The 20,503-nt window shown below is 61.6% G+C and carries 19 protein-coding genes; 8 read left to right on the top strand and 11 right to left on the bottom strand.

Annotation, left to right across the window (positions count from 1 at the left end; translation table 11 throughout):
* Window positions 1-39: 39 nt before the first annotated feature.
* From KVY02_RS15665 to mtnB, 3 genes are read right to left on the bottom strand one after another with little or no spacing between them, the layout of a single operon-like run.
* Entirely contained in the window at window positions 40-588 is a 549-nt protein-coding gene (locus tag KVY02_RS15665) for a 1,2-dihydroxy-3-keto-5-methylthiopentene dioxygenase (RefSeq protein WP_039175169.1), read from the bottom strand.
* A 38-nt stretch (window positions 589-626) separates the two neighbouring features.
* The gene (mtnC, locus tag KVY02_RS15660; RefSeq protein WP_218313875.1) at window positions 627-1,313 is read right to left on the bottom strand and encodes an acireductone synthase; all 687 of its coding nucleotides are present in this window, start codon (window positions 1,311-1,313) and stop codon (window positions 627-629) included.
* Window positions 1,310-1,900, bottom strand: a complete 591-nt coding sequence (gene mtnB, locus KVY02_RS15655) for a methylthioribulose 1-phosphate dehydratase (RefSeq protein WP_100731342.1) — start codon at window positions 1,898-1,900, stop codon at window positions 1,310-1,312. Before mtnB ends, mtnC begins: the two co-directional genes overlap by 4 nt.
* Before the next feature lie 105 nt (window positions 1,901-2,005).
* Between mtnB and mtnA the strand changes: the two genes are divergently transcribed.
* Window positions 2,006-3,025, top strand: coding sequence for an S-methyl-5-thioribose-1-phosphate isomerase (gene mtnA / locus KVY02_RS15650; RefSeq protein WP_100731343.1), 1,020 nt, complete (start codon window positions 2,006-2,008; stop codon window positions 3,023-3,025).
* A gap of 45 nt (window positions 3,026-3,070) precedes the next feature.
* On the opposite strand, the gene recQ is transcribed toward mtnA, so the two are convergent.
* The 7 genes from recQ to KVY02_RS15615 form a co-directional block, all read right to left on the bottom strand.
* Entirely contained in the window at window positions 3,071-5,191 is a 2,121-nt protein-coding gene (gene recQ / locus KVY02_RS15645) for a DNA helicase RecQ (RefSeq protein ID WP_218313874.1), read from the bottom strand.
* Window positions 5,192-5,253: 62 nt separating this feature from the next.
* Window positions 5,254-6,096: a carbohydrate ABC transporter permease gene (locus KVY02_RS15640; protein ID WP_081194773.1), complete on the bottom strand. Its 843-nt coding sequence runs from the start codon at window positions 6,094-6,096 to the stop codon at window positions 5,254-5,256.
* Entirely contained in the window at window positions 6,093-6,977 is an 885-nt protein-coding gene (locus KVY02_RS15635; RefSeq protein WP_096922054.1) for a carbohydrate ABC transporter permease, read from the bottom strand. The genes KVY02_RS15640 and KVY02_RS15635 overlap by 4 nt, the downstream gene beginning before the upstream one ends.
* Window positions 6,978-7,045: 68 nt before the next feature.
* Window positions 7,046-8,305: an ABC transporter substrate-binding protein gene (locus KVY02_RS15630; RefSeq protein WP_371317432.1), complete on the bottom strand. Its 1,260-nt coding sequence runs from the start codon at window positions 8,303-8,305 to the stop codon at window positions 7,046-7,048.
* Window positions 8,306-8,382: 77 nt separating this feature from the next.
* Entirely contained in the window at window positions 8,383-9,507 is a 1,125-nt protein-coding gene (locus tag KVY02_RS15625; protein ID WP_218313872.1) for an ABC transporter ATP-binding protein, read from the bottom strand.
* 147 nt (window positions 9,508-9,654) lie between these two features.
* Window positions 9,655-11,643 carry a methyl-accepting chemotaxis protein gene (locus KVY02_RS15620; RefSeq protein ID WP_170919510.1) on the bottom strand — a complete coding sequence of 663 codons (1,989 nt, stop codon included), beginning with the start codon at window positions 11,641-11,643 and terminating at the stop codon, window positions 9,655-9,657.
* 201 nt (window positions 11,644-11,844) lie between these two features.
* Window positions 11,845-12,618, bottom strand: coding sequence for an SDR family NAD(P)-dependent oxidoreductase (locus KVY02_RS15615; RefSeq protein ID WP_218313871.1), 774 nt, complete (start codon window positions 12,616-12,618; stop codon window positions 11,845-11,847).
* 258 nt (window positions 12,619-12,876) lie between these two features.
* Between KVY02_RS15615 and KVY02_RS15610 the strand changes: the two genes are divergently transcribed.
* The 3 genes from KVY02_RS15610 (at window position 12,877) to KVY02_RS15600 (ending at window position 15,793) form a co-directional block, all read left to right on the top strand.
* Window positions 12,877-13,857: a TRAP transporter substrate-binding protein gene (locus KVY02_RS15610; protein WP_218313870.1), complete on the top strand. Its 981-nt coding sequence runs from the start codon at window positions 12,877-12,879 to the stop codon at window positions 13,855-13,857.
* An 89-nt stretch (window positions 13,858-13,946) separates the two neighbouring features.
* The gene (locus KVY02_RS15605) at window positions 13,947-14,501 is read left to right on the top strand and encodes a TRAP transporter small permease (protein WP_218313869.1); all 555 of its coding nucleotides are present in this window, start codon (window positions 13,947-13,949) and stop codon (window positions 14,499-14,501) included.
* Entirely contained in the window at window positions 14,498-15,793 is a 1,296-nt protein-coding gene (locus tag KVY02_RS15600) for a TRAP transporter large permease (RefSeq protein WP_081138660.1), read from the top strand. The genes KVY02_RS15605 and KVY02_RS15600 overlap by 4 nt, the downstream gene beginning before the upstream one ends.
* Before the next feature lie 105 nt (window positions 15,794-15,898).
* Here KVY02_RS15600 and KVY02_RS15595 read toward each other — a convergent pair whose 3' ends face one another.
* Window positions 15,899-16,840 carry an exopolyphosphatase gene (locus KVY02_RS15595; protein ID WP_039175188.1) on the bottom strand — a complete coding sequence of 314 codons (942 nt, stop codon included), beginning with the start codon at window positions 16,838-16,840 and terminating at the stop codon, window positions 15,899-15,901.
* 429 nt (window positions 16,841-17,269) lie between these two features.
* Here KVY02_RS15595 and KVY02_RS15590 point away from each other — a divergent pair, with 429 nt between their 5' ends.
* The 4 genes from KVY02_RS15590 to KVY02_RS15575 all read left to right on the top strand — a co-directional run bounded on the left by KVY02_RS15590 (window position 17,270) and on the right by KVY02_RS15575 (window position 20,446).
* A complete protein-coding gene (locus KVY02_RS15590; protein ID WP_016915101.1) occupies window positions 17,270-17,566 on the top strand; it encodes a hypothetical protein in 297 nt (98 codons plus the stop codon).
* A 185-nt stretch (window positions 17,567-17,751) separates the two neighbouring features.
* Window positions 17,752-18,936, top strand: a complete 1,185-nt coding sequence (locus tag KVY02_RS15585) for a heparan-alpha-glucosaminide N-acetyltransferase domain-containing protein (protein ID WP_256357516.1) — start codon at window positions 17,752-17,754, stop codon at window positions 18,934-18,936.
* Between the two features lie 106 nt (window positions 18,937-19,042).
* Window positions 19,043-20,116, top strand: a complete 1,074-nt coding sequence (locus KVY02_RS15580; protein WP_156808506.1) for a serine hydrolase — start codon at window positions 19,043-19,045, stop codon at window positions 20,114-20,116.
* 51 nt (window positions 20,117-20,167) lie between these two features.
* Window positions 20,168-20,446 (top strand): peptidylprolyl isomerase, encoded by a 279-nt coding sequence (locus tag KVY02_RS15575; RefSeq protein WP_016915098.1) that lies wholly within the window; start codon window positions 20,168-20,170, stop codon window positions 20,444-20,446.
* Window positions 20,447-20,503 lie beyond the last annotated feature (57 nt).

The following is a 20,503-nucleotide window of genomic DNA, read 5'->3' as shown; positions in this document are numbered from 1 at the left end:
CCCTTCACCCTTCACCCTTCACCCTTCACCCTTCATCGCTCAAAGCTGATCTAAACGATCAAACTTCCCGGCGATGTCGCTTTCGGTCCAGTGGGGTACCCAGCCTTCCACGTTGTCGAAGAAGCGCAGCGCGGTGAATTCCGGCTCGGGGCCCATGTCGAACCAGTGCGGGGTGTTGGCGGGCACGCTGATCAGGTCGTTGCGGGTGCAGAGCACTTGGTAAACCTTGTCGTCGATGTGCAGGCAGAACAGCCCCTGGCCTTTGACGAAGAAGCGAACTTCGTCTTCATGGTGGCGGTGCTCGTTCAGGAACTTCTGGCGCATCGCTTCCTTGTCCGGGTGGGTGGGCACCATGTGCAGCACGTCGACGGTCTGGTAGCCACCCTTGGCTTTGACCCGGTCGATATCTTCCTGATAGAGCGCCAGGATCTCTTCCTGGGTGGCATCGTCGGCAATCTCACCCGGCGCTGCCCAGCGCTCGAACAGAACGCCCACGCGGTTCAGTTCGGCGGCGATTTGCGCGCCGTCCGTGGTATCCAGAAGCGCATCGTTAGGGTTTTGATCGGCAAAGACTTTCAGTTGTGACATCAATGACTCCTGAAATAAGCAATGGTCAACCGTTGCCGCTAGACGGCAATCTCGTCGAAGCGTGCGACGCAGGCGTGATGTGTTCCCGGCTGGGTGCCTTCACGTACCAACTGCCGGGTTTGCATGCCCGTCTGTTCAGCGGCATCCAGCTCTTCGACGACATCTGACAAGAACAGCACCGATGCGGGCGGCAGGTCAAGGGTGTCGAGGATACGCTGATAAGAGGCAGCCTCGCGCTTATGGCCAATATGGGTGTCGAAGTAGCCGCTGAACAGCGGGGTCAAATCTCCCTCGTCACTGTAGCCAAACAGCAGCTTCTGCGCCTGCACCGAGCCAGACGAGTACACGTACAGCGCCTTGCCCTCAGCCTGCCACTGGCGCAGCGCCGGAGCCACATCGGCGTATAAGTGGCCGGTGAAGTCGCCACGCTGGTAGCCGTCGGCCCATACCATGCCCTGCAGGGCTTTCAGCGGCGTCACTTTCTGGTCGGTATCGATCCAGTGCAGCAGCGTCGCAATCACCGCTTCCAGCGTAGCCTCGGGGTCCTGCATGTCGCTGCGCACGGCGTCGATTTGCTCGGCTACGGCAGGCGTGGCGGCGTTCTCGCGCAAAAAGTCAGGCAGCTTGGCGTAGGCGTAGGGAAACAGCACTTTATGAACGAAATTGATATCGGTGGTGGTGCCTTCGATATCGGTCACGATAGCGCGAACGGTTGATTGATTCATTGGGACCACCGGCTCTCTTCCAGTACACAGGCAAGTAAGAATTCGATGGCTTCCAGGTGGCGGCGGCAGCTGGCAATGCTGTCGCCCACGGCGTAGATGCCGTGTCCCGCCACGAGAAAGCCCCAGGGCATCGGCCAGCCCTGGCGAACGTGCCTGGCCAGCTCCTCCATGTCCTGGGAGTTGGGCACCACCGGCAGGCGAATCGTTGCATCATGCGTCACGTTACCCGCCAACGCCTTTTGCATCTCGAAACCGCTCAGTTCGATGCCGTCGGGAAAGCGTCGCGACAGCACGGTGCTGGCCACGGTGTGGGTGTGCAGCACGCAGTGAATGGTCGGGTCTAGCCGGTACAGCGCGGCGTGCAGGTCGCTTTCGGCGCTGGGTTTGCCGCTACCTTCCAGCACGCGGCCTTCCAGGTCGCAGAGCAGCAGGTCATCGGCCTGGATGCGGGTTTTATCCCGCCCGGATGCCGTGACCCAGTAACCAGCCTCGGTACGCGCGGAAAAATTGCCGCCGGTGGCGGGGGTCCAGCCTTGCTGCGCTGCCCAGGCAATGGCGTCCAGCAGTTCGGTGTGTAAGGTAGTCATAAGGCCTGTATCGTCTCATCCAATGGGCATCATTCTATATGATAAGCTTCGCGCCTGATAAGCCGCGCGCTGAGTTCACCGGTTCAAGACCTCAAGGAGCCCTTCATGGTTACGTTACAGTCACGCAGTTTACGAGTGCATGCCGACGCCCTCGAATACCTGGACCAGACCCGGCTCCCCCAGGCCGAAGAGTGGGTGCGCTGCGACTCTCCCGAGGCGTGGCAGCACGCCGTCAAGCATCTTGCCATTCGCGGGGCGCCGTTGATTGGCTTGAGCGCGGCGTTCGTACTGGCCCAGTATGCGGCTCGCCATCCGCAAAGTGAGTGGCAGTGGGTGAGTGACCGCTTACGGGCGACGCGCCCCACGGCGGTGAACCTGATGTACTGCCTGGACGCCATGGAAGCCTGCTTTGCCCAGGGCGCGGACGCCCTGGCCGAGCGTGCCCAAGCGCTGTTCGAAGAGGACCGTGCGCTGTGTCAGCGCATGGCCGAACGGGGCGCTGACCTGTTGGCCTCCGGCGACCGGGTGCTGACCCACTGCAACACCGGCGCGCTGGCCACGGCGGGCGTAGGCACCGCGATTGGCGCGCTGGCCATCGCCAAACAGCGCGGCGTGGCGCTGCATGTCTACGTGGATGAGACCCGCCCGCTGCTCCAGGGTGGCCGTTTGACCGCCTGGGAAATGGCCGATTTAGGCATTCCCTACCAGCTGATCACCGACAGCATGGCGGCCAGCCTGATGGCGGCGGGCAAGGTGGATAAAGTAATGGTGGGGGCGGATCGCATCTGCGCCAACGGCGACTTTGCCAACAAAGTGGGCACTTACATGCTGGCGGTGGCGGCGCATTACCATCAGGTACCGTTCTACGTGGTGGCCCCTTACACCACGGTCGACCCCGCCTGCGCCACCGGCGCGGCGATTCCCATCGAGCAGCGCGATGGCGCGGAGGTGCGCGGTGCTGCCGGCGCGTTTGGCGAGGTGGTGTGGGCGCCCAGCGATGCACCGGTGTGGAACCCGGCGTTTGATGTGACCCCGGCCTCACTGGTCACCGCCTGGATTCTGGATACCGGCGTGTTCGACGCCGCCGCCATTGCCCAGGGCGAGCATCTGCGAGGATGGCGCTAGGCTTTTACGAAAACTGCCGACGCTGGCCGACTTTGCGTAAAAAGCCTAACCTTTGGCAGCCATGGAAGCCCGCACGCAGTGCAGTATCGAATAATCCACACGCCCCTCCAGCGCCTCGAACACCACTTTCAGCCCCTGGCCTGGAAACTGCTCGAAGGCGGCGTGAATCTGCGCCAGGGTTGCTGGGTCCAGGTTGACCACCTCTTCCAGGCTCAGTTCGCCGCCTTGAATGGCATCGCTCAAATGGCGGTAGACCGTGTTGGCGGCCAGCCCGCGCTGCTCGGCGACTTGTTCGGGGGTTAGCCCCTGGCGCAGCAGCGTGGCGGATTCCATGGCGCTATTGCCGATGTCGGTGGGCGTTTCGGGCTCATTGGGGTGCGCCAGTACCACCGCCAGAAATCCTTCGCCGTAATCGGCCAGTTTGCGCGCGCCGATGCCCGAGATAGTGCCCAGCGCCTGCAGCGTTTGCGGTTTTTGCGCTACCAGCTCGGCCAGGGTAGCGTCGTTGAAGATCACGTAGGCGGGTACGCCCTGGGCATCGGCCAGCGCTTTGCGATGCTGGCGCAGCGCTTCCCACAGTACGCCGTGGCCCTTGGCGGCAGATGCCCCTTTGGCTCCGCGTCGCGCAGGCTTGCTGGGTTTGCGCAGGGTGAGACGTTGCTCGCCGCGCAGTATGGGCCTGGCGTTGGCGGTGAGCTTGATCGCGCCATGGCCCTCCATGTCCACGCTCAGATAGCCGCTGGCGATCAGCTGACGAAACAGCGCTTTCCACTCGCTGGCGGTGAGCTCCTGGCCGATGCCGAAGGTGCTCAGGCTGTCGTGACCAAAGCGGCTGATACGCTCGTTGCGCTTGCCGAGCAGCACATCCACCAGATAAGTGACGCCAAAGCGCTGTTCGGTGCGATAGACACACGACAGCGCCTTCTGCGCGGCCACGGTGGCCTCCCAGGTGTCAGGCGGGGTGAGGCAGTTATCGCAGTTGCCGCAGGGCTCATCTAGCGAATCGCCAAAGTAGTGGAGCAGCGCCTGGCGACGGCAGCTGATGATCTCGCAGAGCCCCAACATGGCATCGAGCTTCTGTTGTTCGATGCGCTTTTGCTGGTCGGCGGCACTGGAGTCCTGCTGCATCTGGCGCAGGGTGATCACGTCCTGCAGGCCATAGGCCATCCAGGCATCGGCGGGCAGTCCATCGCGCCCGGCGCGGCCGGTTTCCTGGTAGTAGGCTTCGATGCTTTTGGGCAGGTTGAGGTGCGCCACAAAGCGCACGTCGGGTTTGTCGATGCCCATGCCAAAAGCGATGGTGGCGACGATCACCACGCCATCTTCGCGCAGAAAACGGGTTTGATGCTGCTGGCGCTGCTCGGCGGGTAGCCCGGCATGGTAGGGCAGCGCGGTGAGCCCCTGGCGCGCCAACCAGGCGGCGGTTTCTTCCACCTTGCGCCGTGAGAGGCAGTAGACGATGCCCGACTCGCCGTCGTGATGCTCACGGATGAAACTCAGCAACTGCTCTTTGGCATTGCCCTGATTTTCAGCGATATGGTAGCGAATATTGGGTCGGTCAAAGCCGTTGTTGTAGAGCGCGGCGTCCTGAAGCTGCAGGTGCTCCATGATGTCGTGCCGGGTGGGCACGTCGGCGGTGGCGGTGAGCGCGATGCGCGGCACGTCGGGAAAGCGCTGATGCAGGTGGGAGAGCTGGCGATACTCGGGGCGGAAATCGTGCCCCCACTGGGAAACGCAGTGGGCCTCGTCGATGGCGAACAGCGCAATGCGCGTCTGTTCCAGCAGCATCTGCATGCGCGCCGTGGCCAGCCGCTCGGGTGCGATGTAGAGCAGGTCCAGCTCGCCTGCGCGCAGGTGGTTCTCCACCTCCATCGCCTCATGCATCTCGAGGCTGGAGTTGAGGTAGGCGGCGCGCACCCCGTTCTGGATCAGCGCGGCCACCTGGTCCTGCATCAGCGCGATGAGCGGCGAGACCACGATGGCGGTGCCGGCGCGCAGCAGCGCCGGGATCTGATAGCACAGCGATTTGCCGCCGCCGGTGGGCATCAGCACCAGCGCGTCTCCGCCGCCCGTCACGTGCTCGATGATGGCCTGCTGGGGGCCACGAAAGCGCTCAAAGCCAAAGACTTCTTGCAGTACCTTGAGGGCTGCCGGGTCGCCGTGCATCGCTGCTCTCCTTGTCGTGTGCGTGAAGGAGAATTGTCGCACGAAAACCCGAGTGAGTTGGGCTAGCGAATCCCCGCGCGTAAAAACGACTGCACGAACTGGCGCTGGAACAGCAGAAAAGCCACCAGCAGCGGCGCAATACTCAGCAGCGTGGCAGCGCTGACGGTGGCCCAATTGACGCCGGTTTCTGGCGCGGAGAACACGCCCAATCCTACCGTCAGCGGGCGGCTCTCCACGGAGTTGGTCACCACCAGTGGCCACAGGAAGTTGTTCCAGTGGTGGCTGATCGACACCAGCCCGTAGGCCAGATAGGTGGGCTTGGCCAGCGGCACGTAGACCTTCCACAGGATTTCCAGCCAGCCACAGCCCTCGATACGGGCGGCGTCCTCCAGCTCTCGGGGGATGGTCTTGAAGGTCTGACGCAGCAGGAAAATGCCGAAGGCGCTGGCCACGTAGGGCAGGCCAATGCCGGTGATGGTATTGATCAGCCCCAGCTCGCTGGCGATACGATAGTTCTCGACGATCAGCACTTCGGGAAACACGAACAGCTGAATCAGCACCAGCATGAACAGCAGGTTCTTGCCGGGGATCGGAAAGCGGGCAAAGGCAAAGGCGGCCAGCGTGCAGACCACGAACTGGGCCAGTACCACGCCGGTCACCAGCGCGAAGGTGTTCAGGTAGTAACGCGCAAAGGGGGCCTGGACCCAGGCGTTCGTGAAGTTGTCCAGCGTCAAAGGCGCCAGCAGGTCGAAACGTACCATGTAGGCGGGCGGATGAATCGCGGCCCACACCGCGTAAAGCAGCGGAAAGATCCAGATCACGGCCAGCAGCCAGGCCGCCAGGGTTTCCAGGCGGGGCAGCGCCAAGGTGCGCCGTGGCGACACCGGAAGAGAGGAGGTGCTCATTGGTAGTGCGTCCTGCGGTCCAGAATCGTGAACTTCAGTGTGGCCACCACCGCCAACACCAGCAGAATGACCACGGTGATGGTGGCCGCCATGGTGCGGTCGAAGAACGAAAAGGCGTTCTCGTAGACGTAATACAGCAGCAGGTTGGTGGCGTTATTGGGCCCGCCCTTGGTGAGGATGAACAGGTGGTCGACCACCCGCACCGCATTGATCAGCGCGTTGATCAGTACGAACAGCGTGGTGGGCATCAGCAGGGGAAACGTCACTCGCCAAAAGAAGCTCCAGCGGCTCGTGCCTTCCAGGTCAGCGGCTTCCTTGAGCTCCGGGGGGATGGCCTGTAGCGCGGCCAGGTAGAAGATCATGAAAAAGCCCGCTTCTTTCCACACCGACATGACGATGACCGACCCCAGCGCCACGCCGGGGTCGCCCAGCCAGTTCACCCCGGCAAACCCCAGGGCGCCGAGCAGCTTGTTGAATAGCCCTATCTGCGGGGCGTAGAAAAACATCCAGATATTGGCGGCGGCGATCATGGGCAGAATGGTGGGCGTGAAATAGGCCATGCGAACCAGCCCGCGCCCGGGCAGGCGGGCATTGACCAGCAGCGCCATGCCCAGTGCCAGCGCCATGGAAGTGGGAACCGTGCCCAGCGCGTACAGCAGGTTGTTGCGGGCGACTTTCCAGAACGTCGGGTCGTCCATCAGCACGCGATAGTTGTCGAGCCCGACGAAGGCGGCGGGCTCGCCGCGAAAGCCGGGCAAAAAAAGGCTGTTGATCACGGTGGTGACCGTGGGCAAGTAGGCAAACGCAGTGAGCAGCAGCGCCGCGGGCAGAAGCAGCAGGGCGCCGTAAAGCTGCATCGTTCGATGGGCGTTCAGGTTCATGGGGCCGCCGTGATGAGAAAAAGCCGGGGCGAACCCCGGCGAGCATGGAAACGTCCGCCTATCGGCACTTACCGGGCATAGCGGCGCAGCGCCGCATCGGCCTCACGCTGGGCCTGGCTCAGCGCGTCGGCAGGGCTCATTTGCCCTGTCAGTGCGGCTTGCACGGCGTTATCCAGGGCACGGCGCACGCGGCCACCCTGGTAGGTAGAGAGTTCGGCAGTGCCGTGTTCGAGCTGGTCCCGAGCCACGGCGGCAGGGGCGAATTCTTCCACGTAATGCTGCAATGCCTCGGTGTCATAGGCGGCGGGGCTGACGCCCATGTAGCCGGTTTCGATGGACCATGCGGCGGCACGCTCGGGGGCGGTCATCCAGCGGATGAAGGTCATCGCTGCGCGCTGCTCCTCTTCACTGGCATCTTCGAAGATGTAGAAGTTGCCGCCACCGGTGGGGCTGCCGCGCTGGGTCTTCATGGGCAGCATGGCGACGCCAAAATCGAAATTGGCCTCGTTGCGTACCGCGGTCAGGTTACCCGTGGTGTGCCACATCATGGCGGTGGACTGCTCGAGGAAGTTCTGGCGCAGGGTGCCCCACTCGATGGTGCCACTGGGCATGGCGTCGTGCTCGGTGGCCAGCGACACCCAGTATTCGAGGGCTTCGATGGCGGCCGGGTCGTCAAAATAGACCTCGGTGCCATCGTCGTTCATCAGACGATGGCCGTTCTGGAAGGCAAAGGCCTGGAACATCCAGTAGGGGTAGCCGGTGGACGGCACCATCACGCCCCACTGCTCACCGTTCGAGGCTTCGCGCACGGTGGCGGCCATCTCGGCCATCTCTTCCCAGTTTTCCGGCGGCGTTTCCGGGTCCAGGCCAGCGGCTGCAAAGGCGTCCTTGTTCCAGAACAGCACGATGGTAGAGCGCTGGAAGGGAATGCCGTAGGTCTTGCCATCCAACTGACCGTTTTCCATCAGGCCGGGGTAGAAGCCATCCAGCCACGCTTGCTCTTCCTCGGTGTCGATGAGGTCATCAAAGGCCACGATGGCGTTCTGCTCGATCAGCTCGTACAGGTCGATGGAGAACAGCACCGAGAGCTGAGGCGCATCCCCGGCTTCCATGGCGGACATGGCGCGCACGCGGGTGTCGTCGTAGTTGCCTGCGTAGATGGCTTCCACGTTGATGTCCGGATATTCGCTTTCGAATTCAGCCACCAGGCCATCGATCACGTCGGTCAGTGCGCCCCCCACCGACACCGGGTAGTACATCGTCAAATCGATGGTATCCGCCTGAACCTGAGCGGCGCCCAGTGCGCTGGCAAGCAGGGCGCCGGACATCAAGGGATGAGAAACTCGCATGGCTGACTCCTCGAAGAGTGGGTGATGTCGCAAGGGTTGTGGGGTGGTGAGCAAACTCAGTGCTGAAAAGAGCCCACCGTCGGCGGGCGCGGAATGGTGCGATACGGCGTGAGTTCCAGCGCCGACAGGTCGTCCCGGCGTGCGCCGGAGGGGTCGAACAGGTGGGCCTTGTCTGCCGACCAGAACAGTCGGCAGGGCTGGCCCGTCAGGCTGTGTTTGCCGCCTAGCCGCACACGCAGGGTGTGCTGCCCGACGCTCACATGGGCAATGGTGTCGGCGCCCAGATACTCTTCGCTTTCCACTTGGCCGGGCAGGCCAGCCGCCGAGGCCCCGCGCAGTTCGATATCCTCGGGGCGAATGCCCAATTGGCCGCCTGCGGCGGGCAACGGGGCAACGGGGGTGGTGGGTTCGCCTTCGATCACCGCCCCCTGTTCCCCGGCTACCAGCGGCAGCAGGTTCATGGCCGGGCTGCCGATGAAGCTGGCGGCAAAAGCGCTGGCGGGCTGGTTATAAAGCTCGTCGGGTGTGCCGTCCTGCACGATATGTCCTTGTTGCATCAAGATCACACGGTCTCCCATGCTCATGGCCTCTACCTGGTCGTGAGTGACGTAAACCACCGTCATATCGAGTCGTGATTGCAGGGCTTTGATCTCCCTGCGCATATCGCTGCGCAGCCGCGCATCCAGGTTGGACAGCGGCTCGTCCATCAAACAGATGGGGTGTTCGGAAATGATGGCGCGCGCCAACGCCACCCGCTGGCGCTGGCCGCCGGAAAGCTGTGCCGGTTTGCGGTGCAGGTAATCCGTCAGGTCCACCAGCTCGGCCACCTGGGCCAGGCGCTGCTGCCGTTCTGCCTTCGCTACCTTGCGGCTGCGCAGGCCAAAGACGATGTTGTCGGCCACGCTCAAGTGCGGAAATAGCGCATAGGACTGAAACACCATGCTCAGCCCACGGTCGCCGGGCGGCAGGTGGGTCACGTCCCGTTCGCCGATATGGATGCGGCCACTACTGGCGTCGTCCAGCCCTGCCAGCATGCGCAGGGTGGTGGATTTTCCACAGCCTGACGGCCCCAGCAGAATGACGAACTGCCCGGGCTGAATATCGAAGGAAATGTCGTTGACTGCCGTGGTCGCGCCCCAGTGCTTGGAGACGCCTGCCAGGCGAATGCGCGATTGGTTCATGGCCCTCATCCGTCATGCGTGGCGACAATCTAGAGTGAGAGCAAGGTGTTGCGTTTGTATGACGCCTGGATGTCAGGTTGATGTCGTGAGGGGCGTGAGGCTGCCCCTTGCGTGTCAGTGGGATGAAGAGGCGCTCTGCCTGCTCGATTAGACGGTGGCAGCGCCACCCGAGCGGTGTTGAGCATCTGCTGGGGCGGGTAACCGGGAGCCGGTGCGCTCATCATGAGCTGACGTCACTGCCGTTTCCCTTAACACGAAGCCGCCTACCCGCTGGGCCAGCATCTCTGCCTGTTCGGTCAGCCGATAGGCCGCCGTGCGGGACGCTTCGACAAGCTGGGTGTTCTGCTGGGTCATCCGGTCCAGTTCGCTGACTGCCTGATTGACTTGACCCACGCCGTCGCTCTGCTCGCCAGCGGCCAGGCTGATCTCACCCAGCATTCCAGCTACCCGCTCGACGTTGGCGACCAATCCTTGTACCGCTTCACCGACGGCGCGCACTTCACTGCTACCGCGAGAGACTTTGTCGCGGGAGTCGGCAATCAGGCTGCGTATTCCCTGCGAAGCCTCGCTGCTGCGCTTCGCTAGCAGGCGGACCTCTTCGGCGACGACCGCGAAGCCCCGACCATGCTGGCCCGCCCTGGCCGCTTCTACCGAAGCATTGAGCGCCAGCAGATTGGTTTGGAAGGCGATGCCATCGATCACCGTGATAATGTTGGCGATCTGCTCGGACGTCGTCTGGATATCTTGCATGAGGTCGACCGCTCTGACCACCGCTGAGCCTGACTCGCGTGCCGCCGTGGCGGCGCCTTGAGCCAGTTCGTCAGCCTTACGCGAGGCGTCGGCGGTGTGTTGCACCGTGCTTGAGATCTGCTCCATGGAAGCGGAGGTCTCTTGCAGGTTGGCGGACGCTCCCTCGCTGCGGCGTGCCAGATCCTCGTTGCCGCTACTGATCGCCACCGCCGCTTCGCGCACGGTGTGACTAACACGACGTACATCGAGCAGCACATCGTGGATATTGTCGGTGAAGCGGTTGAACTGGATCGCCAGCTCACCGATCTCGTCGCGGGATTTCACTTCCAGGCGCTGGGTCAGGTCCGCTTCGCCGGAGGCGATCTCCTGCATCTGCTGCGACACCGCGCGTATCGGCGCTGTCAGGTAACGCGCCACTGCCCCAGCGGCAAGGATCGCCAGCAGCAGGAACAGCAGGCCGAGTAGGCCCAACTGCCAGGATAGGCGGTTGGCACCGGCCAACATCTCGTGCCTGGGTATCAAGCCAATTAGAGACCAGCCAAGCACCGAAGAGCGATAGACAGTGGCCTGGAAGACGTCACCGTCGTGCTGGATCGTCTGGCTAATCGCTTCACCACCATGAGCGAATGCCTGGAGCTGGGCTAGCGAAGGGTCATCGAGTGATTCCACGTTCTGGAAGACGGCGGAGGGATCCCCCGGATGGGCCAGCACCGTGCCGTTCTCCTCCAGCAGGACCAAGTACCCCTGCTCACCGAACGCGATCTCATTGATCATGCTCATCAGACCGGCCAGCGAGACGTCAACGCCCTGGACCCCGAGTACTTGGCCACTATCGTCTTCCACGGTACGTACAGAGCTGATGATGGTGGCATCGTCGGAAGCGAAATAGTAAGCCTCGGTGCGCACCACCTCCCCAGGCTGGCGCAGGGCTGCTTGGTAGAAGGGGCGTTCTCGCGGATCGTAGCCAGCACCGATATTGCCTTCGGGCCACTGCACATAGCCGCCATCGGCGCTGCCCAGATAGACGTAGGCCAGGCCGGGGTTGGCCTCGGCGAAACGCGCGTAGAGCGCATAGAGCTCAGCTTCCGTTCCGGCATTGCGGGAGGGAGTCATGGGCTGGGTGTCGCGGTTGTCGAGATACCGGGTCAGACTACCGTGAGCCTCACGGACCAGCGGCTCTGTGGCCAGGAAGGCCGCATCCTGTGCCACTTGATCGAGGAAAGTGGTAAGCGAGTAGTCCACTTGGCGAAGATATTGACCGCTGGACTCAGCGAAGGCGTCGACCGCCGCCTGCCGACTCTGCAGGATCGCCAACCCCGAAATCCCCGCGACTGCTGTCGCCAGGATCAAGCCGAACGTCAGCACCATCTTGTGAGTAATCGACACAGGGGGGTCCTCGTTGATATAGGTATCAGGAAGAGGGAAGCGCTGCTGAACAAAAACCATGGATAAACGATGCATCGGCTAGAGTCTGCGAAACTTGAGCGAGACGTCGCCATTGCAACGATGGACGTCGCTTTTTAGTCGAGTAAATGCTGTTGAGTGCCGTGCCTGAAGGGAGCCCGGCGTAAGTCGCCGGGCCAACGCTTACGTCTGGTGGCGCAAAATGGTCGGCGCTGACCACTGCTGACACACGGGCATGACTTCCAGGCGGGTGATGTTGACGTGGGCAGGCAGGGAGGCCACATGCAGCGCCTGCGCGGCCACGTCTTCTGGCTGGAGCGGCTGAGCGCCTTCGTAGTAGCGCTCTGCGACGCCCTGGTCGCCCTTCATGCGCACCAGGGTGAACTCGCTGGCCGTCATGCCGGGGGCCAGGTCCGTGACGCGAATGCCCAGCGGGCCCACGTCACAGCGCAGGTTATAGCTGAACTGCTCCACGAAGGCCTTGGTGGCGCCGTAAACATGGCCGCCCGGGTAGGGCGTATTGGCGGCAATGGAGCCCAGGTTGATGATCGTGGCCCCTGGTGTGGAAGCGCTCAGCAGCGGCAGCAGGTGCTTGGTGACGTTGACTAGCCCCTTGATATTGGTGTCGATCATGCGATGCCAGTCTTCCAGCGATGCTTGCGGCGCCGGGTCCTTGCCCAGCGCCAGCCCGGCATTGTTGATCAGCGTATGCACGCGCTGAAAACGCTCGGGCAAGGCCGCCACGACTTCGGCCACCGCCTCGGCGTCACTGACGTCCAAAGCCGCCGTATGGGTAGGCACGCGCTGTTCGAAGGTGGCCTGCAGCTGCGCCAGGCGGTCCTGGCGCCGCCCGGTCAATACCAGTGCCCAACCCGCGTCGGCAAAAAGATGCGCGCATGCCAGCCCGATGCCGGACGTCGCACCGGTGATGAACACGACCTGCTCGGTTTCGTGCATGGAGAATACTCCCATACTGCATTGTGATGGAACCTCTCGGGGGAAGCGCCATTGGGTAACGAACCCGAGCCCTTGAGTATCCATCTTTAGTCGCAGACTTTCGCAGTATCCCTGAAAAAGGTGCCATTCTCAGGGCGATTACAGCCATCGTCATTGACGAAGCCTGCCTTCTCGAACGCCGATTTGAGCCGTTTGGCGGCTTGTTTCAAGATCGAATCAGCACCACACCCAATAACGACAACCGTAGAGAGCCTTCCCATGCGGAAACAACTGCTTGCCACGCTGGCGACCCTGGGCATGCTGACGACAGCCCCGTTCGTTCTGGCTAACCCGATTGAAATCCAAGTCAACAACACCATGAGCGAAGGCGGTTCCGAAAGCGCCGCCGTGGAGCGCTTTGCGGAGTACCTGGAAGAGCAGGCGCCGGGCCGCTTCAACGTTCGCCCTTTCCTGGCGGGCTCGCTGGGAGGCGAGGATGCCATTCTGGAATTGCTCAACCTGGGACAAACCCAGCTTTCCATTACCGGCGGGAATTGGCGCCAGCAGTATGCGCCTGAGTACGACGCCATTACCGTGCCATTCGTGTTTGCCACTTGGGAAGAGGTGGATGCGTACATGGAGAGCCCCTCTGGGCAGGCGTTAATCGAGCAGGCCGAAAACCAGGGCGGGCTCAAGTACTTTGGCACCCAGCATCGTGGGCCGCGCCACATGACCGCCAACAAGGCCATCGAAACCCCTGAAGACTTGCGCGGTTTCCGCATGCGTCTGCCCTCGTTGCCGGTGTGGCTAACGGTGTGGGAAGAGATCGGTGCTCAGGTGGTCAACGTGCCTGCTCCGGAGGTCTATCTGGCCATGCAGACGCGCCAGGTAGACGGCCATGAAAACTCGCTCTCTTCGCCATATACCCGGCGCTTATGGGAAGTGCAGGACCACATCATTTTGACCAGCCACGTGCAGTTCCCGTGGAACTGGGTGGCCAGTTCGCGGTGGTGGAACGGCCTGGAAGAAGACGATCAAGCGCTGATCGAAGAGGCCATTCACGTGGCGCGTGCCCATGGCTCCGAGCGTGAGCGCGAGCTGGACGAGTACTACCTCGGCGCGCTGGAAGAGCAGGGCATGACCATCATCGAACCGGATATCGAAGCGTTCAGAACCGCTGCGTTGCCTGCCATTGAGCGGGTCATGGCCGATATGGCCGATGGCGTGAGCGAAGACGCCCTCGGGCATCAGGGCGAATGACGCGCTAGCGCCAACGCGTTGGGTTCAGCCACGGGGGTGCCCGACACCACCGTGGCCGTGGATTGCGAGATCACCTCAGGAAATTATTGATGAATGCTCCCTCGGAAGAGAAAGCGGCACCCGTGCAGGGGCTGGATAGAGCTGCCCAAAGTGTGCTGCGTGTCATTACGAGCCTGTGCGATGTGGTGGGCGTGACCTTGATGGTGGCCATTCTGGTGCTGCTGGTGGCCGCCGTGGTGGCTCGTGACCTGCTGGGGCTGGGAATGCCCTGGACAGAAGAAGTCGCGTCGCTGCTGGCCATTTATGCGATTGGTTTTGGCTCCATTTCGGCGTGGGTGCGTAGTGAGCATCTGGTCGTGGACCTGTTCAGTCATCGGCTATCTAACGTGGGCAGGCATCTTCAGTATCGCTTGACGGCCATGATCTCCTGCGGATTTTTCGTGCTGGCGGCCTGGGGAGCCTGGATCATGTCCGACATGAGTGCCAACAACAAGACCGTATCGCTGAGTATCAGCTTCAGTTTTCTCTATTACGGCGTATTGTTCAGTTTCTCGGGCATGGCGCTGATCGCCGCGTGGCAGACCCTGCGTGGCCCCGTGGCCTGGTTGGAAGCGCCCCGTGAAGAGGAGCACGCGCAGCCATGATGGAATTGCTCGTATTCGTAGGGGGCTTGCTGGCCCTGATGGCCATTGGATTGCCCGTGGTGGTGGCCATTGGCGTGACCTCGTTCATTGCCCTGGCGGTAACCGGGGCGGGGGGGCTGCCGGTGGAGCTGCTGCCGCTGCGCATGGTGCAAACCCTCAACAACTTCACGCTGTTGGCCATCCCGCTGTTCATTCTGGCGGCCAACATCATGAACGTGGGCTCCACGACCACCCGTATCTTCGACTTCGCCACGGCGCTGGTGGGATTCACCAAAGGCGGGCTGGGGCATGCCAACGTCGTGGCCAGCTCGATTTTTGCCACCATGTCGGGCACCGCAGTCGCCGATGCCGCCGGGCTTGGCAGCATCGAAATCAAGGCCATGAAGGAGCGCGGCTACGAGCTGGGTTATTCCACTGGCATTACGGCGGCGTCCAGCGTCATTGGCCCCATCCTGCCGCCCAGCATTGCGCTGGTGGTGTATGGCTGGTTGGCCAATGTCAGTATCGGTGGGCTGTTCATGGCGGGGTTGCTGCCGGGCATCCTGATGGCGCTGTTACTGATGGGCATGACGGTGGTGCTGGGCATGACTGGCCGGGTGGTGATGCCCACACCGACCGCGTTCGATGCCTGCGAAGTCGTGCGCACGGGCAAACGGGCCATCCTGCCCCTGATGATGCCCGCCATTATCGTGGGCGGTATTTGGGGAGGCTTTTTCACCCCCACGGAAGCGGGTGCGATTGCCTCGCTGTACGCGGTGATCCTGGGCGGGGTGATCTACCGTGACCTGAACGGGCGGGATTTATTCCATGCGTTTCGTAGAACCCTGATGTTCAGCGCGGTCATTCTGCTGATCATCGCGGTATCGAGCTTCTACGGCTGGATTCTGGTCCGCATGGGTATCCCCCAGGCGCTGGCAGGCCAGGTTGCCAGCATCGATATGCCCACCATCGTGCTGCTGCTCTGTTTTGCGCTGTTTTTCCTGCTGATCGGCTGCTTCATGTCGGTGATCGAGAGCATCCTGATTTTCACGCCCATCGTCGTACCGGCCGCCCTCAGCGCGGGGTTGGACCCCGTTCACTTCGGTATCGTGATGGTCATCACGCTCTCGGTGGGCGTCATCACGCCGCCCTTCGGCACGGTACTGTTCCTGATGGTGGGGATTACCCGGTTGAGGTACGGCCAAGTGGTCAAAGCCGTGCTGCCATTCCTGCTGCCCATCCTGGCCACGATCCTACTATTGATCGCTGTGCCTGGGCTGGCGACCTGGCTGCCGAGCGTGATGGGGTATTGAGCCTGGTCCGCCAATGCTTCGCCCCTTGCGGATAGGGCGTTAAGGGGCGAAGTAAAGCGGTAGATGCCGAGGGGGCAACAGGATGGGTATCAGGCCAGATGCCCATTACCCATCGGCATTGATCTTCTCAACAATCTCCGCCAGGGCACTTTCCGCCTGGTCATTATCGACCTGGCAGGTGCCCGCATTCAGGTGGCCGCCGCCGCCGTAGCTCAAGCACAGTTCGCCCACATTGGTGTTGCTGGAGCGGTTGAGGATCGACTTGCCAATGGCCAGCACGGTGTTCTGCTGCTTGAGGCCCCACATCACATGGATCGAGATGTTGCACTCGGGATACATGGCGTAGATCACGAAGCGGTTGGTGGCGTAGATGGTCTCTTCGTTGCGCAGGTCCAGGACCACCAGATTGCCGTGTACGCTGGCGCAGCGTTCGATCTGCTGTTTGGCTAGTTGCGCGTGTTCACGGTACAGCGCGGTGCGCTCGTGGACGTCTTCCAGGGCCAGGATTTCGTCGATGGTGTGCTCACGGCAGTAATCGATCAGCTTCATCATCAACTGGTAGTTGGAAATACGGAAGTCGCGGAAGCGTCCCAGCCCCGTGCGCGCGTCCATGATGAAGTTCAGCAGCACCCAGCCTTGCGGGTCGAGAATCTCGTCGCGATCGAACTGTGCCGAATCACCTTTATCGACCGCCTCCATCATGTCGTCCCAGCGGGCAGGGAAGGCCTCGTGGCCACCGTAGTACTCCCACACGACGCGCGCTGCAGAAGGGGCGTCGGCATTGATGATGTGGTTGTCGGCCCGCTCGACGTTACGCACGGTTTCGCTCAGGTGATGATCGAAGGCCAGATGGCAGCCGGGCACATAAGGCAGGTTGGTGGTGATGTCGTTGGCATCGATCTCGATTTTGCCATCCTGCATGTCCTTGGGGTGCACGAAGGTGATCTCATCGATCAGCCCCAGATGCTTGAGCAGTGCGCCGCATACCAACCCATCAAAATCGCTGCGGGTAACCAAACGAAACGTGGATGTTTGTTGCGTAGGCATTTGTAGTCTCTTCACGGTGATCGGTATCTGAACGATACCAGCAGTGATGGTGGGTTAAAATAAACCTTTCCGCTCTTGCAACCCCGGCTACCAACGCTTTGGCGGGCTGCTCATCGGCAAGGTAAAGTGAGCAGTGTTACAGCGGGGCGTGAGCATCAGGGGCCCATGTGCCAGAGGTAAACAATAAAAAACTAATTAAATGTTATAGAAGATACGCGTTGGCATGCGGAAAATTTTTATAAGCCACTGAAATTTAATGATTTAAAAATTTATGGCGCAGGCTGGCATGGGGGGTGCAATGTTCTAGGCAAGAACGGCAAGCATGAATGTCAGGACGACACGCCGCTCTTATCGATCGTGAAGATGAAACGTTGTTAGATGTGTAACACGCCGAACTGAACGAAAGAAACGCCATTAGGAGGCACGACCATGAAAAAGGAAGCTCTGAAGAAACTCGGTATTCTGGGTGTATCATTTGGCCTGGTAGCCAGCCCGCTGGCATTCGCAATGGAGGAGCATGAAGAGCACCCCACTGCGCCGCAGGAAGAAACCATGCAGGACGATCAAGGCTCATTCAACTCTTTCGATGCTGATCAAGAGCACGGTGCCACCAACGACGGTGTGACCACCGAGTACGAAGAGGAAGAGCAAGAATTCACTTATGAAGAGGAAGAAGAAGAGCAGGATCAGTGGGAGACTGAAGAGGAAGATGATTCTGGCTGGTAATCCCACGGCCGCTTAAGGGAGTAACTTCTACTTCGGCTCAAGGATGAGCCACGCAGCGCCCCGCCAATTGCGGGGCGCTGTTGCGTTTGGGCTATCGTGTCATGGGGCGAACGTGTCATAGGGGCGAACGTGTCATAGGGGCTATCGTGTCATAGGGGCGAAGCGTGGAAGGGAAATGCGCGTGAATGCGCTATGGTAAAAGACGCATTTTCACAAAATCCCTTCGCTATGACCCTGACCACAATCACAAGGACGTGCCCAACGTGTTGAACTGGAAAGAGCTTCCCCAGCTGCCTCGCGCCGAAGGGCGTATCGAAGCCATCGACCTGGCACGAGGTATCGCCATCGGGCTGATGATCGTCAGCCATGCGGTGAGTGGTTTGGTCGGCATACGCAACGTACCGGACTGGGGCATGGTCCCCGTTCACTTCATCACCAAGTTTTCATCGTCGCTGTTCATTCTGGTGTTCGGTATTGCCCTAGCGGTGGCCTTTTTGGCCCACACCCAAAGCGAGGATTGGCCCAAAAGGCGCCTCAAGCTCTGGGTGCGCGCCCTGGAAGTGTGGTTCTGGTACAAGGCCCTGACCATCGTCGAGATGCTGCCTTACTACTCTCCCGCCGACATCGTCGATACTCTGCTGTATGGCCGCTTTGCCATCTGGGTCGAAATCCTCGGGTTTTATGCCATTGCCCTGTTATGGGTGCCGCTGGTGCTTCCTCTGTGGGCACGAACGCCTCTGTGGGCGCGACTCGGTGCCATTGTGGGGCTGACCGCGCTCTCGGCCTGGCTTCAAGGGCTGAGCTTCGGTGGAAACGATATTCTCAAGGCGCTGTTGGTGGATCATGAAGACCACTACACCTGGGGCCAACTGAGCCGGGCACCGCTGGTGCTGGCGGGGTTGCTGATGGGTGAGGCCCTGCTGCGCTGCTACTTCGATGTGGCGCTGCGCCGCCGTTTGGTCGGCGTATTGGTCGTGGTAGGGGTGCTGATGGTGGCCGGTTTTTATGGCCTGGCCATCAGCGCTGGAGATGTCGATGCCGCCATGCTGGCGATTGCCAACAATGCGGGCAAGCACCCGCCAGGGCTGCAGTTCATGCTGTTCAGTGTGGGAGGAGCGCTGGTGCTACTGGGCCTGGCATTGGCCGGTGGCGCCATGGCAGCCAAGGTGCTGCTGCCGCTGACCGTGGTGGGCAGCGATGCCCTCAAGGCCTTCATATTTCACATCGTGATGATTTTTCTGGTGCTGCGCTTTTTGCTGGGGGCCGAAAATGTCCTCTCTTATCCACAGGTGCTCGGCGTGGGCGGGCTGTTGATTCTGGGGGCCGCCTTGTGGATAGGGCTGACCCGCTGGGTGGCTCGACATAAATAGCCTGTACGAGAATAGGCAGAGCAACGGTAAGCCGTAGATGGGGAGGCAAGGTTTGAGACGTTTCAAACGCTGGTGGTTGAGTATGGTGCTGGGCGTGCTGCTGCCGATGGGGCCGATCGTTCTGGCAGAGACTCACGGGCAGGCGCATGGTTATGAGACGAACTGGTACTACGAAGTCGACAAGCAGAGCCCTTGGCAGGGCCGCCTGGATGCCCGGATCGCGGCCATCGAAGAGGCATTCGGTGGCGAGCTGGGCGTCTACGTGCAACAGCTGACGAGCGGCGAAGCGTACTCATGGCGTGCCGATGGCCCCTGGTATCTTGCGTCGTTGGTGAAAGTCCCGGTGGCCGCTGAAGTATTGGCGCAGCGCCAGGCGGGCACGCTGTCGCTGGATGAACGGATCACGCTCTCGCGCAGCGACTTCGTGGATGGCGCCGGGCCGGTCAACTGGCACGACCCTGGCACGCCCATTTCCATCCGCTACCTGCTGGAACAGATGGTGACGGTCAGCGATAACACGGCCACGGACATGCTGATCAACCGCGTGGGGCTTGCCGACGTCAACGCCCGTGCTCGGGCCATGGTTGCGGCCAGCGGCGGGCACCCCGAGCAGTTGGGGCCCATCAGCCTGCTGGTGGGTGTGCGCCAGGGCGTGTACGGCCAGCTGCACCCGCAGGCCCGCCAGCTGGGCGGGCTCGATTTCATGTCGCTTCGCCAGCATGGGCTTGGCCAGCGGCCTGCGGCGCTGGCCCGGACGCTCGGGGTATCGTCCAGCAGTTTCGCGCAGCCAGACTACGACAGCGCCTTCGATGCCTACGAAGCCAGTGGTGAAAACGTCGGTACGCTGCGTGCCTATGGCGACCTGCTGGCCAGCCTGCATCACGGAGGCATGGACGACCTCGACCGCGAGCAGCGGCAAACCCTGCTGGAGGTCATGCAGCGCACCCGCTCTGGCGAACAGCGGCTCAAGCGTGGCATGGGCCGCGAGGTGACGTTTGCTCACAAGACCGGCACCCAGCACCGTCGCAGCTGCGATGCGGGCATTGCTACCCGCGATGGTGCACCTGCGCAGCACTGGGTCATCGTGGCCTGTAGCCGTGGCCCGCTGGCGCTGAGTGCCCACGAGCAGGCGTTGACCCGCGTAGGTGAAGCATTACACGACAGCGGCGTGATAAACTGACCCGCCGTTTTGGGTTGAACCGTTATCAGGTTGAATATTAAGGAGTTGACCATGGCCCGCGCTAGCGCACGTCATATTCTGGTAAGCAGTGAAGAGCAGTGCAACGCACTGAAACAAGAGATTGAAAACGGCCGTGACTTTGCCGACGTGGCCAAGCAGCACTCCAGCTGCCCCTCTGGCCGTCAGGGCGGCGACCTGGGCAGCTTTGGCCCCGGCCAAATGGTGCCGGAATTCGACAAAGTTGTTTTCAGCGGTGAACTCAACAAGGTTCACGGGCCGGTTCAAACTCAGTTTGGCTATCACTTGCTCGAAATCACCAGCCGCACTTAATACCTTTTAAAGGCCGTCATGCATCGCGGCAGCCATGTCGCGGTGCCATTGGCATCG

The sequence above is a fragment of the Halomonas sp. 18071143 genome (assembly GCF_019211725.1).
Taxonomy (GTDB): Bacteria; Pseudomonadota; Gammaproteobacteria; order Pseudomonadales; family Halomonadaceae; genus Vreelandella; species Vreelandella stevensii.
Note: the sequence above shows the minus strand (reverse complement) of the source record. Positions and strands in the feature narration are given on the sequence as shown.